The following is a 16,545-nucleotide window of genomic DNA, read 5'->3' on the forward strand; positions in this document are numbered from 1 at the left end:
TGACCATTCGCGCCCGCAGTGCGGATTTTCGCGGCTCTCTCAATGCCCGGCGTGAAGTCTCTTATCATGAAACCACGCTGGGGAAAGTGGTAGCACAGGTGGCCGAGCGTAACAACCTGAAAGCGATGCTGGCCGAGGGGCTGGCGGATATCGCTATTTCCCATATCGACCAAACGCAAGAAACGGACGCCAAATTTATCACCCGATTAGCCTCGCTAAACGGCGCAGTGGCTGCTGTCAAAGCCGGGCGTTTGCTGTTTATCAAGCCGGGCAGCGGAGTAACAGCCAGCGGTAAACCTATCCCGCAAATGACCCTCACCCGGCAAGATGGCGACCAGCACAGCTTCAGTATTGCTGACCGGGGTGCATATACCGGCGTGAGTGCCAGTTGGTTGCACACCAAAGACCCGAAACCGGCCAAGCCGAAAAAGGTTAAGCTGCAACGTAAGCCGAAGTTTAAACAGCTCCGCGCACTGGAACACCCGAAAGCTAAACCAACCCGCACCAAAGCGGCGACAGTGAAAAAACCGGTGGAGGAAAAGCAAGGGGATTATCTGGTGGGGTCAGAGGATAACGTTTTTGCTATCACCACAGTTTACGCCACGCAAAAAGCGGCTATGCGTGCCGCTCAATCTAAATGGGAGAAGTTACAGCGAGGTGTGGCTGAATTCTCTATCACCTTAGCCATGGGGCGCGCTGATTTATTTCCTGAAACGCCGATTGCCGTCAGTGGCTTTAAATCCGTGATAGACCAACAGAGCTGGATAATCAGTAAGGTATCGCACAACCTGAGTAACAGCGGTTACACCACCCAATTGTCTCTCGAAGTATTGTTGTCAGATGTCACTTATGAAGCAGAAGCCCTGTAATATTCAACTAGTTGATATTTATTTCACAAATGCGAACGCTGGTGATAAGATCAGCATAATTCCTGAATATGCAGTTTCGGAGGTAAGTATGATGCATTGCCCGCGCTGTAAATTTGCAGCACACGCGAGATCCAGCCGTTACCTTAGTGACGAAACTAAAGAACGCTATCACCAGTGCACAAATATTAATTGCGGCAAAACCTTTAAGACCCATGAAACTATCGTTGATACGATAATGGAGCCGGGAATAATTAATGCTGTACCGCCCCACCCTAAAGGGAATCAAGGCGTGTTGTGGATGTAATTGAAGAAGCCTGCAAATTGCAGGTTTTTTTATTATTAAAATTCGGTGTAATTAATATCTTATTGGGGATAACTGGCAGTTTATCGTGCTTGCCGCAGGGTGCAGCCTTGAGAGTGTGAAAAGTGCCGTAGACACAATGTAGTCATTTTGTAGTCACTCTGCTGCCACTTTCAAATCTCAGGCACAAAAAAACCGCCTCACGGCGGTTAACGACATACTCATACTACTTTGTTTTACTTAGATTTGTTTCCATGGTGCCCGGGGCGGGACTTGAACCCGCACAGCCATAAGCCGAGGGATTTTAAATCCCTTGTGTCTACCGATTTCACCACCCGGGCTCTGGAAAACTGGAGGCGCGTCCCGGAGTCGAACCGAGGTAGACGGATTTGCAATCCGTAGCATGGCCACTCTGCCAACGCGCCTTATTCTTCTTTGCCTTTACTGCTGAGGTTCGCTTATCGCCAACCTACTAATTTGGAGCGGGAAACGAGACTCGAACTCGCGACCCCGACCTTGGCAAGGTCGTGCTCTACCAACTGAGCTATTCCCGCAACATCAGAACTTACTGATTCTTTTGCTATCTTTCGACATTTCGTTGCTGCCGTCTGATGCGATGCATTCTACTTACCTGACGCAATGAGTCAATAAAATTATCTGACTAATGTGTTCGTTTGCTGCTTTTTGCGGCGCTTCGATCAAGGTTCGAGCAAATCTTTCCATGCCGCGTTTAAATATTGAAACATTGACCAGAAAGTCAGTACCGCAGCGATGTAGAGTAGAACAAAACTCACCAGCTCAACATTATGGTCTGGACGCCAAAGTAACCCCACCAATGAGCCCATTTGAGCCGTTGTTTTTACCTTGCCAATCCATGAGACTGCAACACTGCTACGTTTGCCAATTTCAGCCATCCACTCTCGAAGAGAGGAAATGATAATTTCACGGGCAATCATAGTCGCTGCTGGCAGAGTAATCCACCAGACATGATAGTGTTCAGCAACCAGCACTAAGGCAATGGCCACCATAACTTTATCCGCTACAGGGTCAAGAAAAGCCCCGAAACGGGTTGTCTGTTTCCAGCGGCGGGCTAAAAAGCCATCAAACCAATCGGTTGCTGCTGCAAACACGAATATGATGGCACAAACCATCGGGGCCCAAACGAATGGCAGATAAAATGCCAGAACGAAGAATGGGATGAGTACAACACGAAACAGGGTAAGCCAAGTCGGTATATTCAATTGCATAATGCTACGATAACTATCTGGCTGGTGTGGATATTATGAGTATGGTGCAACATTAGCTTCAGTGTTTCAATGCATTGTAGATTTTTTCTGCCAATGCTTGTGAAATACTCGGCACTTTTGCAATTTCCTCGACGCTTGCGTTAAGTAAAGGTTGCAGTCCCCCCATATACTTGAGCAATATTTGCCGCCGTTTAGGGCCAACTCCCTCTATCATTTCTAATGCGCTCGTATTTTTTACTTTTGAGCGGCGCTGCCTATGCCCGGTTATTGCGTGATTATGAGAATCATCACGAATATGCTGGATCAAATGCAATGCTGGCGAATCCGGTGGTAACGAGAAGCCCTCGCCTTCCGCTGCCAGAAACAATGTTTCTAGCCCAGCCTTTCGATCACTTCCTTTGGCAACACCGACTAATAAAGGCTTTTGCTTATCCCACGGCACATTTAATGAGGCAAAAACCTCAAAAGCCTGAGATAACTGCCCTTTCCCGCCATCAATAAAGATAACGTCAGGAATTTTTTTATCATCTAATGCTTTGCCATATCGACGTTTAAGCACTTGAGACATCGCCGCATAATCATCACCGGGCGTGATGCCACTAATATTGTAGCGCCTATATTCCGAACGTACAGGGCCATTTGCATCAAATACCACACAAGATGCCACTGTTTGCTCCCCCATCGTATGGCTGATATCAAAACATTCCATCCGATTTATTTCATCGAGATTAAGAATTTTTGCTAACTCTTTCATACGCTGATGAATAGTTGATTGCTGAGACAAACGTGTAACTAGCGCAGTTGAAGCATTGGTGCGCGCAAGCTTGAGATAGCGAGCGCGATCACCGCGTGGCCGGCTTTGAATCTGGATTTTTCTTCCCGCCAGTTCAGAAAGAGAAGAAGCCAGCAGATCTTTTTCCGCCAACGTGAAATCTAACAAAATTTCGCCTGGGAGCGTGCGGCCCTGACTGCCTTGCAAGTAAAACTGCCCAACAAATGTTTGAACAACTTCGCTCAGTTCAGTTCCTGCAGGCACTTTGGGGAAATAGCTTCGACTTCCCAACACCTTGCCTTGCCGGATAAACAACACATGAACACAAGCTAATCCCGCATCAAATGCCACACCAATAACATCAAGATCTTCACTGTCGCCAGAAACAAACTGCTGTTCTGTCACTCGGCGTACCGCCTGAATTTGATCACGAATACGTGCAGCATCTTCAAAATGAAGTAATTGGCTGGCCTCTTCCATACGGGAAATGAGTTGTGTCAATACTTGTTGGTCTTTGCCCGATAGGAACAAGCGCACATAATCAACCTGCCGCTGATACTCTTCATCACTCACCAGGCCGGATACACATGGCCCAGAACAACGACCGATTTGGTATTGTAGGCACGGGCGCGAACGATTGCGATAAACACTGTTTTCGCACTGTCTTACAGGGAAAAGTTTTTGTAACAGTGCCAGAGTTTCTCGGACAGCATAGGAATTGGGAAATGGCCCGAAATACTCGCCTTTTTCGTGCTTTGCACCACGATGAATGGCTAGACGCGGATGCTTATCCGCGCTTAGGAAAATAAGTGGATACGACTTATCATCACGTAACAACACGTTGTAACGAGGCTGATAAAGCTTGATATAATTATGCTCAAGCAGTAGCGCTTCCGTCTCTGTATGAGTGACAGTCACGTCGATCTGAGCAATATTCTTGACCAAGGTCTCGGTTTTGCGGCTTGCTACATGAGCACGAAAATAGCTCGTCAGGCGTTTCTTAAGATCTTTGGCTTTGCCGACATAAATAACTGTGCCCGCTTTATCATACATGCGGTAAACACCAGGTTGGCTGGTGACAGTTTTTAAAAACTCTTTAGAATCAAAACAATCAGTCACTATTAGACAACGTCTCCGCGTTAAACAGACCATGGCGAATAGCCAAGTGGGTCAGCTCAACGTCACCACTAATATTAAGCTTACTAAACATCCGGTAACGATAGCTATTCACCGTTTTGGGGCTCAGGTGAAGTTGTTCCGATATCTCATTCACTTTCTGGCCTTTCGTGATCATTAGCATAATTTGTAATTCACGCTCTGACAAACAACTAAATGGAGTCTCTGTTGAGGGCTCCAACTGCCCCAAGGCCATCTGTTGCGCAATATCAGAAGCGATATAACGTTGCCCTGAGTGAACCGCACGAATTGCGGTAATCACATCTTGAGGGGCCGCGCCTTTACTCAGATATCCACTGGCTCCAGCTTGCATAACTTTCGCCGGTAATGGGTTCTCTGTATGAATGGTTAGCATGATAACTTTAGTATCTGGAGAAAAACGCAAAATCTTGCGGGTAGCCTCCAACCCACCAATACCGGGCATATTCATATCCATCAAAACGATATCAACAATGTGGCTACGGCACCATTTTACCGCATCTTCCCCACACTGCATCTCGCCCGCAACTTTGATACCCTTGATGTCTTCAAGAATGCGTCGTATCCCTGCGCGCACCAGTTCGTGGTCATCAACAAGAAGAACGCTAATCAAAGAAAATTCTCCAAAAATAAGGGAGTAACCTAATCACACTTTGTTTACGCTAATGATATTACTTGTTTTCGACCAAAGAATGAATACAGAATAATTGCAAATTCATATCTATATTGTTTGACAGATATTATTTTCATCATCATTTTGACTATGTACATAAAATCGCAGGCATATCAATTAATACCATGATAGAAAAGAAAAGTTTTTTTAAGATTTTTCTCGGCGTCGCCCACATATTCATACAAAAAATAAATCTTAACACTAGAAAGTAATTTTTTAGGCAGACTGAGACAACATATTGATAAAACTAACAATCAGATAATTCTGCACTATTTTCTGGCATAGGAATTATTCTTAGTTGTTTATTTATTGTTTATATCTCATTTACTATCAAAATGAGTGTTTTTTGACACAAATCATACCAAGAAAATGGATATGTTTTTTATGAACAAAATTGACTTAATTAAGTTAAAGCGTGGCGAGTGAAAACATTGACTGAGTATAGCTGCCGCTACCTACCACCATCGACAACACCATTGCTCGGGCTGTCTATTTAAAATTACGCACAGGTTATCAAAGCTAATCATCAGTTTATGATATAATGAAACGACTGTTTAATAATGCCGCTAATGTTCACTGTGATACTGGGTTCCCCACGTCTCCTTGTGCGCAGGTAAGCTACAACTTCAGGAAAAAAAATGAGTAATCCAGACTTTACCACTTCTGCTGACCCAGAAACTTTAGCAAATGAAGTTGCCTGTTTGAAAGCAACGATGACCCTGCTGCTAAAAGCGATCGGCCAAGCCGATGCTGGGAAAGTAATCTTAAATATCGAACGCTCCATCGCCGGTATTGAAGACCCTGCTCAAGCTGAAGTTTTCACCAATACTCTGGCTCAAATTAAGAACGGTTATCGTCAATAATAGCCGCGAGATAGGTGTGAAATCTTGATGTAATGCTGCTACCGATAAAGAATTTTCTTTTCTTTCAAGATAATATACTTTATTGGTAGCTTACATTTTTGATATGTTTGAGACAATAATGGGTCTGCTGCTGAAAGCATTGATCGGTGCCGGAGTTGTGGTACTGATTGGGATATTATCGAAAACACGTAATTACTATATTGCTGGCCTAATCCCGCTGTTTCCGACGTTTGCTCTTATTGCACATTATATTGTGGGCAGTGAGCGTAGCATCCAAGCATTACGCATAACAATTATATTCGGCTTATGGGCGATAATTCCTTACTTTATCTATCTGATATCACTTTATTTTTTCATTGCTCACTTACGTTTACCCATAGCTCTATTGGCCGCCGTTTTATGTTGGGTTCTTGCTGCCTGGATACTCATATCCGCATGGGGCCAGTGGCACAGTTAATGGCGGGATATGCCATGAAACCGGGTCCGATCAGCGAACTAGCAACAAAATAACTGCGTGAATCGCCAGCAGCACCACTGAAAAAGTCAGGTTTAGATTACTGATTGACGTTGATCTGACCTCATCAGAAGGTTCATCACTTACCTGAATTTTTCTGATTCGGTAAATCCAGTATCCGCCAAGCACCACAAAAAGTAGAGCAAGTAATACCGCCAATAGCGGATAGCCCCACACCAAGTACTCACTTAATCCTGCAATAGCAAACCAAAGAATGACAAAGACCATAATTGACCACCTAAAGTTTTGATGATTCGAGCTTAGCACATTCCTTAAAAACGATTAAGTCACGTTAGCGAGAGAGAACTGAAAATGATAGAAGGGCAAAAAATAGCGGTATGAAAACATCATTAAGATTAGTGCCAGGTTGGTTGTTCGTTAATTATTGTGAGTAACATTTTTATCAGTCAGTCATCAATCAAGTACACAACATTGAGATACGGCGAATTGCCAGATTAATAATCTAGAATTGGCATGAGCTCTGATTACCCCTCTTCTATTAAGTAACATTTACCTGAACTTTAGATATAAAACAAAACACTTAAAAAACTAAATTAAGTAGTTTTATTACATCAAGAATTCATTTCATTTGCCGTTATACATTGCACCTAAATTTAATAAATGCAGTGATCATGAAAAAGTTCTCCGACCTATCCATTTTGACAAAATTACTCTCCGGTTTTTCTGTTGTTATCCTAATGATGCTATTGCTTGGTGCTGTAGCGTTGTCGCAGTTAAGCAGTAATAACTCTCGGCTAGAAGCCTATCGCGACAGCTGGCTACCAGGGGTTCGCTATGCATTGGAAATGCGTGGAGTTTTAGCTGAACTGCGGCTGCAACAGGTGCAATATATCGCCTCCTCAACAGAAAAAGAACGTGAAGGTCATCGTCTGGAGATTTTGCAGGCCATGGATAATTTTCGTGCAGCACAAAATCTATTCTTGAAACTACCGGAAGGTTACAATGACTCGGAGTTATTCAAGAAAATAATGTCAGATTTTGACCATTTTTCTCAAGCTAATAATATTGTTATTGATGCCGTTAATAATAACCAATTGGCTGAAGCAAGTAAGATAAGCGGAGATACCTCCAGAAAATTTCGCACGCAATTAATGAAAGACTTAGCTGAGTTGGTGGTACTTGAAGTTCAAGGCGGAGAGCAAGCAGCGGCAGAAGGCCAACAAAGCTTTAATACCGCTAAAAACGTACTGCTCGCCTTATTACTCTTTGCTGTTTTCATTTCGACCGTGCTTGCTATTGTCATTGCTCGAAACTTATCACGTTTATTGGGCGGAGAGCCTGCTTATGCAGTAGAAATTATGGGTCATATTGCCGCAGGTAACTTATCAACTGAAATAAAACTGCGATCAGGAGATAACCATAGTCTGTTGGCATCCCTAAATACAATGAATCAGCAGTTGAAGAAGACAATTAATGAAATCATGCACGGTAGCGAATCAATTTCTGTTGCCTCGCACCAAATTGCCCAAGGAAATACTGATTTATCACAACGTACCGAGGAACAAGCGTCTTCATTAATTCAGACCTCAGCAAATATGCAAGAATTGACTCAAACTGTACGCCAGAATGCTGATAATGCTCGGCAAGCAAGTGAATTAGCCATAAATACCGCCGCCACGGCCACTGAAGGTGGAATTATTGTGGATGAAATGCTACTTCGTATGCAGGAAATATCCAACAGCTCGAAAAAGATTGTTGATATCATTGCGGTCATTGAAGGCATTGCTTTCCAAACCAATATATTAGCGCTAAATGCGGCAGTTGAAGCAGCTAGAGCAGGCAACGAAGGCAAAGGATTTGCTGTGGTGGCAAGTGAAGTTCGAACTTTAGCTCAAAAAAGTGCAAATGCCGCGAAAGAAATTAAGCAATTGATTGTCGGCACTGTTGAAAAAATTACGGCAGGTTCAGAACGCGCCGATCATGCCAGTCAGGCTATGGGCGAAATTGTAGATTCTGTGGGCAAAGTTGCGCATATAGTGGGTGAAATATCTACCGCCTCACAAGAACAACATATTGGTATCCAAGAGATAGGCATTGCCGTCGAACAGATGGACCAAGTTACACAGCAAAATGCAGCCCTGGTTGAGCAAGCTGCGGCGGCAGCACAGTCATTAACAGAGCAAGGTGCTGAGTTGCGCCAAGTCATCCGTTTCTTTCATATTAATGAACCATCAGTAAGTTAGGAAAATAATGTATAAGAGCTAAGTTCTGGTCAGTCATACAGACTTAGCTCTTATACCAAGGCACCCTTATCTCTGATTCTATACGAATGCTATGCATGTTATTTATGACAGTAATTCTCTAAGCACCCAAAGACTGACACTCCCGCCGTTCACCGGGAATACGGCCTCGCCAGTATCATTAGTCGTAATAATAGCCTGGTGGTTATCCAGATAATCAGCAAACTCTTTATTTTTTAAACCTTCTCCAAGTGAGATTGTTTTTTCATTCTCAGAACCATTAGAAAGAATGACTACGCAGCCGGGATCTTCTTCCGTACCTGCGCGAACAAAAGCGATACAGTTTTTGTCATCAAAATAGTCACTCTGTGCACCATGGGCAAAACGTTGTCGGGCTTGAATCAGTTTTTCCAATTCAGGAATAACTGGCATTTCTATCTGATAAGTCTCTCCATCATCCCCAGTATCTTCATAGTTAGCACCAAACAAGTCTGGATAAAAGACACATGGGATTCCCTGCTCACGAATTAAAATCAATGCATAGGCTAAAGGCTTAAACCAAGGCTCAACGGGTGCTTCCAAGGATTGAAGTGGTTGAGTATCATGGTTGGCGACCAACGTTATTGTATGCATCGGATCGACTTCAATTAACGAACCATTGAAGATTTGGGTCAGATCAAAATCTTCACCTTGTTTTGAGGCCGCATGAAATTTATGGTGTAGCGCAACATCAAATAGCATTGCAGAACCTTCAATCCGCTCTAAATACAGCTGTAACTTTTCAATATCCGGCGACCAGTATTCAGCGATAATCAGTAAATCATGCTCCGCTTTATTCTGTACATGGCCGATCCATTCTTTAAAGAACCACGCGGGAATATGCTTCACTGCATCCAGCCGGAAACCATCAATTGGCAGAGTTTCGAGCAACCATTCGCCCCAATACTTTAGCTCCCCCATGACTGCGGGATTTCTGAAGTCAATATCCGCTCCCATTAGGTAATCAAAATTACCTAATTCATCGTCCACTTCGGTATTCCAACCCTCATCGCTGTAGTCATTTAAAATCTTGAAAATGCCTTCATCAGTGGGGTCTTCAATATAATCAACACCAGTAAAACACTGTTTATCCCAGATGAATGATGAATAAGCCTCATGGCGACCCGGAAATGTAAAACGGGTATAAGCTTGGGCATCGATAACTTCATCATCAATTTCGGTACGATTTTCAGGATTAGCTTTACGGACACTTACCAGCTCTTTTTCATCAGCGCCCATTTTGTGATTGAATACAACGTCAAAAAGCACCTTGATATCCATTTCCTTCAATCGGTTAATCGCATTCAACAGCCCATCTTTATCACCATATTTTGTTGCCTGAGTCCCCTTTTGATCGAATTCACCTAGGTCAAACAAGTCATAGGTATCATAACCTACTGAGTATCCCCCTGAGGCCCCTTTATTGGCAGGAGGCAGCCAGACAACATTAATGCCAATATTGTGAATATGTTCTGCCCGCTCAGAGACTTCCTGCCATAACTTGCTACCATCGGGATAGTACCAATGGAAAAACTGGAAAATCGTCGGATTTTTCATAGGCTTGATGATTCCATTTTACTGTATACCCCATAGTATGGCCCACTTTATAAAGATTAGGCTGGCAATAAAGTAATAGACTGTGTATTCCTTTTAATCTGCGTTAATTTTTAATTGGTCAGTCTGTATTAAATAGGGGCTTTAAATGAATATAGTGGATATTCCATTTGGTATCACCGATTGGTCGGCAGTAGATAAAACCGAACATAAAGGAGAGCAAGGTGTTGCTTACTGGCAGACCAGGAACTTTGGCAATATTAGAGTTCGTATGGTTGAATACAGTGAAGGATACCTAGCAGACCATTGGTGTTCCAAAGGGCATATTTTGCTCTGTCTCGAAGGGGAATTAAGCACTGAATTGGATGATGGCCGCGTTTTTGTATTAAAGGCAGGGATGAGTTATCAGGTTGCTGATCATGCTGAAGCACACCGTTCATCAACAACCTCAGGTGCCAGACTTTTTATTGTCGATTGATATTCAGTCTCTTAGGAGAGTTGATTTCACATCTATATCAGCTAGCAGCCAATCCTTGACTGTTAGCTGAGAGAAGATTTTGTTATCGCCCTTCCGGTAATGAGTCAATCGGATTATCCGGATATAAGGCCCGGACTCGACGTCTGACGATTTCAACCTGAAATGCAGCCATTACAGCAATCATTATCAGAATCTCACCAAACCCGCCTTGTTCCGTTGGTTGATTATAAAGATACTGCAGTGTGCCAATAATCCATTTAGACCCAACGAGCAGCAGGAATAAAGTCATGGTCAGAGGTGTTCCTTTACAGAAAATAAGCCCATCAGGTTCACGCCAGATCTCGATGAGGCGACCTTGTAAAACACCGATGATAATACTAAACAGGACACCACTACCTAAAACTACCCAGGAAGTCATTGTAGTTGGCATATATGTACCACCCACTACCAGACCGACCATCCCGTAAACCCAGGCCCATTTAAAACGAGCAGGGCCTAATAAGACCTCGTGACTGACCGACTGACGGTATAACGCAAAAAGTGTTAGCACCAGAATAATCAGTATTTGTACGGGAGTCATCGCTATCTCCTTCGAGAGAAGCAGCTAGTCAGGGATAAAGCACTACTCTCTGGCATATAACAGACTACTCCGGCAGTATATGCGTGCTTTATCAGTCTTTGAGAACGCCAAACAGAAAACTATCTTTTCAGAACGGTTAACAATAATTCGCTAACGCGAGCTGTACAAAGTTTAGTCTATTTATCGATAAAGAGCACAATCCTAATTGCATTAACTCTATCTGAGCCTTACTTCAAATACTTTTAACTATCGGAACAATATTATCCCTCCATGGATTATTGCTAAACAAAGATAACATTCTGAGATCTTGCTCACTTTTCTAATCGCATCTTATTAATGCTAAACTGCCCAAGCTTTTTATTGAACAATAAGAAGTCTATTTATAAGGAAAAATAGATGACACAGAATATTTATGATAATCAGGCTTTTTTTTCAGGTTATGCCAAACTTAGCCGTTCAGTTGATGGTTTGGATGGAGCGCCAGAGTGGCCGGCAATTCGCCAAATCTTACCGCCCCTATCTGGGCGAAAAGTACTAGATCTGGGATGTGGCTATGGCTGGTTTTGCCGTTATGCAAAATCGCAAGGCGCAACTGACATTTTGGGAGTAGATATTTCGGAGAAAATGTTAAACCGAGCTAAAGAAATGACCACTGACAAAGATATTGTTTATCGTCAGGAGGATTTGGAAAATACTCAGTTACCACAGCAGTTTTACCATTTAGTTTATAGTTCGCTAACGTTGCATTATATAAAATCACTACCCACCCTACTAGAAGCGGTTTATAACACTTTGCTACCCGGAGGCAGTTTTATTTTTACTGCAGAACACCCTATCTATACCTCCCCCAAACAGCCAGGTTGGTTAATTGCAGATGATGGACAGAAATCATGGCCAATAAATAGTTATCAAGCTGAAGGTGAACGGATAACAAATTGGCTAGCCGAGGGAGTCATCAAACAGCATCGAACGCTAGGAACCTATATTAATCTTATGATTAAGCAAGGATTTACGATTACACACTTAAATGAGTGGGGACCAACAGCACAGCAAATTGCTGATTGTCCGGCATTGGATGAAGAAAAAGAGCGGCCAATGATATTTTTGCTCTCCGTTAAAAAACTCGAATAAGAACCAACCCGCACTTCACGACCTATTTCTAGAAACACCCATTCTTGGGGAGGCTAACTCCCCGGATACTGTGCACCTAATTTGCTCCCAAATAGTGCCAACGCCCTAATTAGAGGCATTCATTTATTGAGAAAAAATAAATTATGCTATTTTTCAATTAATTATATTTGGCGCAAATATTGCTTCATTAAGTGTGATGATGCTAAAGGGGGCAAATATGAAATCAATGTCGGGATACTACTTACAATATACAGCGTTTCTACTAGTGATTGCTGGGGCCATTCATTTTGTTTTTCAATAAGCACTAAAAAGAGTCGAGCGAATGCACGGCTCTTTCTCGCCTTTCAAGACGTCATATTTTTTATAGGGCCGATATTTTATTGTGAAAAGGGGTCTTTCAACGGCAATATCGACAAAGTATGTCTTTGTAGTGGCAGTATCTAAAACAACCTTCCATAATCTTATGTATCAGCCTGATGGCTGAATCTAGCTTTGGGAGTAACACATCATGAAACGTAGAATACCGGAGACAGCTTGGTGTCTCATGACAATCATCGCTTACCTTGCTCTGGTGAGCGTATATACCATCGAAAACGCAGCTATGCGTGGATTTTTCGGATGACTTGCAATAGTGCAATACCACACCACAAGTTTATGAAGTTAGAAATGGAAGAAACTCCGCCAGGGAAGGCATACTCCCTCGAAGAAAACCAGAAAGCAGGATTTAGTTCATTGCTAATTCAGAGCCGTGATTCGATAAAAATAGCAGAAAAAAACCAGCAGAAATAAAATAATTATGTGTTAATAACAATAAATCAAGCTATTCAGCTTTAATAGTAAAATAATAGATAACTTATAGTGCTGTGATTTAATGCATACTAGGAGATATGTTCATCCTCGCCAAATAATATAAATAAACGAACCTAATAAATAGATGCGATATTTAATAATGGTGTCCAGAACATATCCTATGGAATAGATTTAAAACCAGAGGTTAATTCTAACTAATTGATTCTGTTGGTGGGTCGTGCAGGGTTCGAACCTGCGACCAATTGATTAAGAGTAAATCTAACAGGTTTTCAAAATCAATAATTTACTTACAAATCAACCAGATAAAAAACGGCAAAGTTCGATAAACTATGAGTTTTGCGAAGCTCTACCGCCATTTTGTCGCCAATTTAATCGCTCGATTAGTGAAGGCGCCTAGTATTCTTCTCAATCATCTTTTTTAGGTTTTCGTGGTTTCCTAGACTTTTTTTGTTGTTCTGGCTGTTCTGGCTGTTCTGGCTGTTCTGGCTGTTCTGGCTGTTCAAGATTATCATTTTCTGCAGCAGACTGAATATAATCTTCTGCTGCTAAATTTTTCAGTGTATCTTTATAAATTTCACTATATCTAGTGATCGGGGTAGTATCTCGGAGCTGTTTTAATAAAATGTTTATACTTCCCTTTAAAGGAGAAAACGAATCATGTAATATACTCCATTCACTTGTATATTTTCTTAAAACATCTGCTATATTATGGTCATTAAAAATGTCATCGGATTTTCTTATTGTGATTTTTGTTGTTAATGGATTTCCCTTAATATCAGAGTAAAATTCATCGTTGTGTTTTAATTTATCTAGTTCAGCTTTTAACTCGCTCAGCTCGCTAGATTGTGTTCCATTTATTAATTTCTCTTGTTCTAGTTTCGATATTAATTCATCAATTCTTGCGATGCTATTTTGTTTTTCTTCATTATATTGTTCAAGAATTAATTGATAATCCTCTATTGAACTCTTCAATCCAAGAACAAAAGAACCCATTTCATCAGCACTTCCAGCCATTCTATTGAAAATCTTCAAAAAGTATGCAATTAATTCATTATCGGAAAAATTAGGATAACGAACCTTATGGTCTATTTCGCTCCATCCTTCTTCAAAAAGTGTTCTAACCTGAATTTCAGTATATATATTTTGATTCATAGGTCTAGTGGGTATAATATAATGAATTGAGCGATATCCAGCATTATGCTCTGTTACCCCACAACCTTTACTTTCAAATATACTATTTTCAGACTGGTCTCCAGATCTTATATATGCGATAGGTTTTTCGTGAGTACTCCATTTACTCATAATATAATCATGTATGTGTGGCCAATCCTCTTTAAATAAATGCAATACTCTAACACCTATTAGATCAGTAATTTTTTCGCTGTAGTTTTCATGAGTAATGTCTTTGTATTTATCACTATCATCAGATTTCTTTCTTATGATTTTCTCCATAAGATGTTCAGCATCTTTTACGCGCCAACGCACTGAATGAACACCTTTTCCTTGCTGCAAAACTTTTGCTAGAAAGGCCGCGGTATCAGATAGTAAAGAGAAATTTTTCTGATGTTCTAATCCTATTTTTAGCAAGTCATCCCATTCAATACTTGCTTTATTATACTGTTCTCGGTCAATTCTGTTACGCGAAAGGAAGTCATCCAAAGATTCTTTTTCATTAAGCACTTTGATACTCTCACTCATCATTTATCACTCGAAATATCACGCATTTTGATAATCTACATGAAAGGATTTAATCTTAATGCATCATCTAAATGCTCAGGCGCAAAGTGCGCATAACGCATCGTCATTTTGATATCGGTATGTCCTAAGATTCGCTGCAATACTAGGATATTTCCGCCATTCTGCATGAAGTGACTGGCAAAAGTGTGACGTAGAACATGTGAGCACTGTCTATCTGGTAGTTTTATGTTCGTTCTTTTTAGTGCAGTGCGGAAAGCTGCATAGCATGATGGGAATAAACGCCCCGTCTTTTTCGGCAAAGAGTTAAATAATTCTTCACTGATTGGGATGCTGCGGTTGCGCTTCCCTTTGGTTTTTGTGTAAGTGACTTTATATGGCATTACTTGCGTATGAGTCAGGCTTTCCGCTTCAGACCAACGTGCGCCAGTGGCCAGACACAACCGCACAACGGTAGCCAACTCAGGTACTGTGCTGTTTTCACATTCTTTCAGAAGGCTGGCTATTTGCTCTTTGGTCAGGAACGCCATCTCTTGCTCATGAGTTCGATACTGGCGCACACCACGGAGGGGATTATCGTAGCGCCACTCACTCAGGCGGGAGAGTTCGTTAAACATCGCCCGCATGTACGCCAATTCAATATTCAGCGTACGCGGTGTTACGCCTTTGGTACGAGTGCCACGTAATATTTTCCCGTTGAGCCGTTGTTCACGGTATTGAGAAAATGCTTTTGCAGTGAAATCTATGGCACGCGGATCACCAAGGTCACGGCACATGTTGAGCAAAACCTGATGACGAGACTTACCATCACTCAAAGTGATGCCATGCGCCCGATGCCAAATCTCGATCAGTTCTGACAACAACCGCGTGTCCTGCTTTTCACCTAACCAAGGTTTGTTATCTACCTGCTCCATCGTGAAGCGCTCAAATGCCAATGCTTCACCTTTAGTCGCAAACTGCTTTCTTACTCGCTTCCCTTCCCTACCTGCCGGATAACACTCACAAATCCATTTCCCGGTATTCAACTTTCTTACTGCCATACAGCGTGCTTACACCTTCTTTAAAACACTATCTACCTGGGCTAAAACAGTTATCTCGTTCAACGCGCATTCAAATGGTATCTTTATCTCTGTTCCACTGACTCTCACTTTACCCACAGGGATAAGTTCTAGATTCCGGATACTAACTTTACCTTCGATTTCTACTAGCCATGTCCCATCTGAGATTTCTTCAAATGAGTAATCAACTAAACTAATCGTTTCATTCGAGACGATAATTTTTGGTTCAGTAAGCTCAGGGGATAGCAGTGAGTTATCCAATACCAGATGCCCATCTTCAACCAATTTACCTTTGATAATCTTATATCGGGTAAGTGAGGTTATATCGCCTTTTGCATCATCATACATTGGGCCCTCCCCTGTAGCCAGCCACCGCAGGGAAACTCCGGTTTCCAGCGAACACCAGATAATCACCTGCGCCGGATAATAATCTCTACTCCACCACGTCCCAAAGGTACTGTTTGTAATACCCGTATGCTGTGAAAGCTCTGTTCTGGTTTTGAATCCATATGCCTCCAGAACTCGAGTCAACGCTTCACGACCACCATGATTGGGGTTGAATTTATTCATACGCATAGATATATGAAGGATAGAGTTTTTAATAT

General features: G+C 42.0%; 16 protein-coding genes and 3 tRNA genes. 7 read left to right on the top strand and 12 right to left on the bottom strand.

The annotated features are described in order from the left end of the window. The coding region (locus FTA96_RS06695; RefSeq protein WP_145573449.1) for a contractile injection system protein, VgrG/Pvc8 family at nt 1-869 on the top strand (869 nt) is incomplete at its 5' end. A gap of 88 nt (nt 870-957) precedes the next feature. Further along, on the top strand, nt 958-1,173 hold the full coding sequence (locus FTA96_RS06700; RefSeq protein ID WP_011192198.1) for a DNA-binding transcriptional regulator: 216 nt from the start codon (nt 958-960) through the stop codon (nt 1,171-1,173). A gap of 252 nt (nt 1,174-1,425) precedes the next feature. Here the strand turns inward: FTA96_RS06700 and FTA96_RS06705 are convergent. From FTA96_RS06705 to uvrY, 6 genes are all read right to left on the bottom strand, one after another. Next, nucleotides 1,426-1,511 (bottom strand) — tRNA-Leu (locus FTA96_RS06705). 10 nt (nt 1,512-1,521) lie between these two features. After that, a tRNA-Cys gene (locus tag FTA96_RS06710) sits at nt 1,522-1,595 on the bottom strand. Nucleotides 1,596-1,648: 53 nt separating this feature from the next. After that, a tRNA-Gly gene (locus FTA96_RS06715) sits at nt 1,649-1,724 on the bottom strand. A gap of 144 nt (nt 1,725-1,868) precedes the next feature. Then, on the bottom strand, nt 1,869-2,417 hold the full coding sequence (pgsA, locus tag FTA96_RS06720) for a CDP-diacylglycerol--glycerol-3-phosphate 3-phosphatidyltransferase (protein WP_145573452.1): 549 nt from the start codon (nt 2,415-2,417) through the stop codon (nt 1,869-1,871). Nucleotides 2,418-2,475: 58 nt separating this feature from the next. Continuing rightward, nucleotides 2,476-4,308, bottom strand: coding sequence for an excinuclease ABC subunit UvrC (uvrC, locus tag FTA96_RS06725; RefSeq protein ID WP_050107475.1), 1,833 nt, complete (start codon nt 4,306-4,308; stop codon nt 2,476-2,478). Then, nucleotides 4,301-4,957 (bottom strand): UvrY/SirA/GacA family response regulator transcription factor, encoded by a 657-nt coding sequence (gene uvrY / locus FTA96_RS06730; RefSeq protein WP_050107477.1) that lies wholly within the window; start codon nt 4,955-4,957, stop codon nt 4,301-4,303. Before uvrY ends, uvrC begins: the two co-directional genes overlap by 8 nt. 698 nt (nt 4,958-5,655) lie before the next feature. Between uvrY and FTA96_RS06735 the strand changes: the two genes are divergently transcribed. Beyond that, complete coding sequence (locus FTA96_RS06735; RefSeq protein ID WP_050107479.1) at nt 5,656-5,880, top strand: DUF2594 family protein; 225 nt, start codon at nt 5,656-5,658, stop codon at nt 5,878-5,880. Between the two features lie 118 nt (nt 5,881-5,998). Then, nucleotides 5,999-6,337, top strand: a complete 339-nt coding sequence (locus FTA96_RS06740) for a GlpM family protein (protein ID WP_050107481.1) — start codon at nt 5,999-6,001, stop codon at nt 6,335-6,337. 30 nt (nt 6,338-6,367) lie between these two features. Here FTA96_RS06740 and FTA96_RS06745 read toward each other — a convergent pair whose 3' ends face one another. Next, nucleotides 6,368-6,622: a hypothetical protein gene (locus FTA96_RS06745; protein ID WP_050107483.1), complete on the bottom strand. Its 255-nt coding sequence runs from the start codon at nt 6,620-6,622 to the stop codon at nt 6,368-6,370. A 404-nt stretch (nt 6,623-7,026) separates the two neighbouring features. On the opposite strand from FTA96_RS06745, the gene FTA96_RS06750 reads away from it, so the two are divergent. Continuing rightward, a complete protein-coding gene (locus FTA96_RS06750) occupies nt 7,027-8,598 on the top strand; it encodes a methyl-accepting chemotaxis protein (RefSeq protein WP_145573454.1) in 1,572 nt (523 codons plus the stop codon). A 102-nt stretch (nt 8,599-8,700) separates the two neighbouring features. Here FTA96_RS06750 and amyA read toward each other — a convergent pair whose 3' ends face one another. Continuing rightward, entirely contained in the window at nt 8,701-10,191 is a 1,491-nt protein-coding gene (amyA, locus tag FTA96_RS06755) for an alpha-amylase (protein ID WP_145573455.1), read from the bottom strand. A 145-nt stretch (nt 10,192-10,336) separates the two neighbouring features. Between amyA and FTA96_RS06760 the strand changes: the two genes are divergently transcribed. After that, nucleotides 10,337-10,666 (top strand): DHCW motif cupin fold protein, encoded by a 330-nt coding sequence (locus FTA96_RS06760; protein ID WP_050107489.1) that lies wholly within the window; start codon nt 10,337-10,339, stop codon nt 10,664-10,666. 82 nt (nt 10,667-10,748) lie between these two features. Here FTA96_RS06760 and FTA96_RS06765 read toward each other — a convergent pair whose 3' ends face one another. After that, on the bottom strand, nt 10,749-11,246 hold the full coding sequence (locus FTA96_RS06765; RefSeq protein ID WP_050107491.1) for a hypothetical protein: 498 nt from the start codon (nt 11,244-11,246) through the stop codon (nt 10,749-10,751). Nucleotides 11,247-11,642: 396 nt separating this feature from the next. Between FTA96_RS06765 and FTA96_RS06770 the strand changes: the two genes are divergently transcribed. Next, nucleotides 11,643-12,377 carry a class I SAM-dependent methyltransferase gene (locus FTA96_RS06770; RefSeq protein ID WP_145573456.1) on the top strand — a complete coding sequence of 245 codons (735 nt, stop codon included), beginning with the start codon at nt 11,643-11,645 and terminating at the stop codon, nt 12,375-12,377. Between the two features lie 1,215 nt (nt 12,378-13,592). Here FTA96_RS06770 and FTA96_RS06775 read toward each other — a convergent pair. The 3 genes from FTA96_RS06775 to FTA96_RS06785 are packed head-to-tail and all read right to left on the bottom strand — an operon-like array spanning nt 13,593 to nt 16,510. Next, nucleotides 13,593-14,888 (bottom strand): nucleotidyltransferase family protein, encoded by a 1,296-nt coding sequence (locus tag FTA96_RS06775; protein ID WP_145573458.1) that lies wholly within the window; start codon nt 14,886-14,888, stop codon nt 13,593-13,595. Between the two features lie 32 nt (nt 14,889-14,920). Further along, on the bottom strand, nt 14,921-15,922 hold the full coding sequence (locus FTA96_RS06780) for a phage integrase (protein WP_145573459.1): 1,002 nt from the start codon (nt 15,920-15,922) through the stop codon (nt 14,921-14,923). A gap of 9 nt (nt 15,923-15,931) precedes the next feature. Beyond that, nucleotides 15,932-16,510, bottom strand: a complete 579-nt coding sequence (locus FTA96_RS06785; protein WP_235897438.1) for a phage repressor protein CI — start codon at nt 16,508-16,510, stop codon at nt 15,932-15,934. Nucleotides 16,511-16,545 lie beyond the last annotated feature (35 nt).

The sequence above is a fragment of the Yersinia alsatica genome, assembly GCF_902170305.1.
In the GTDB taxonomy this organism is placed as follows: domain Bacteria; phylum Pseudomonadota; class Gammaproteobacteria; order Enterobacterales; family Enterobacteriaceae; genus Yersinia; species Yersinia alsatica.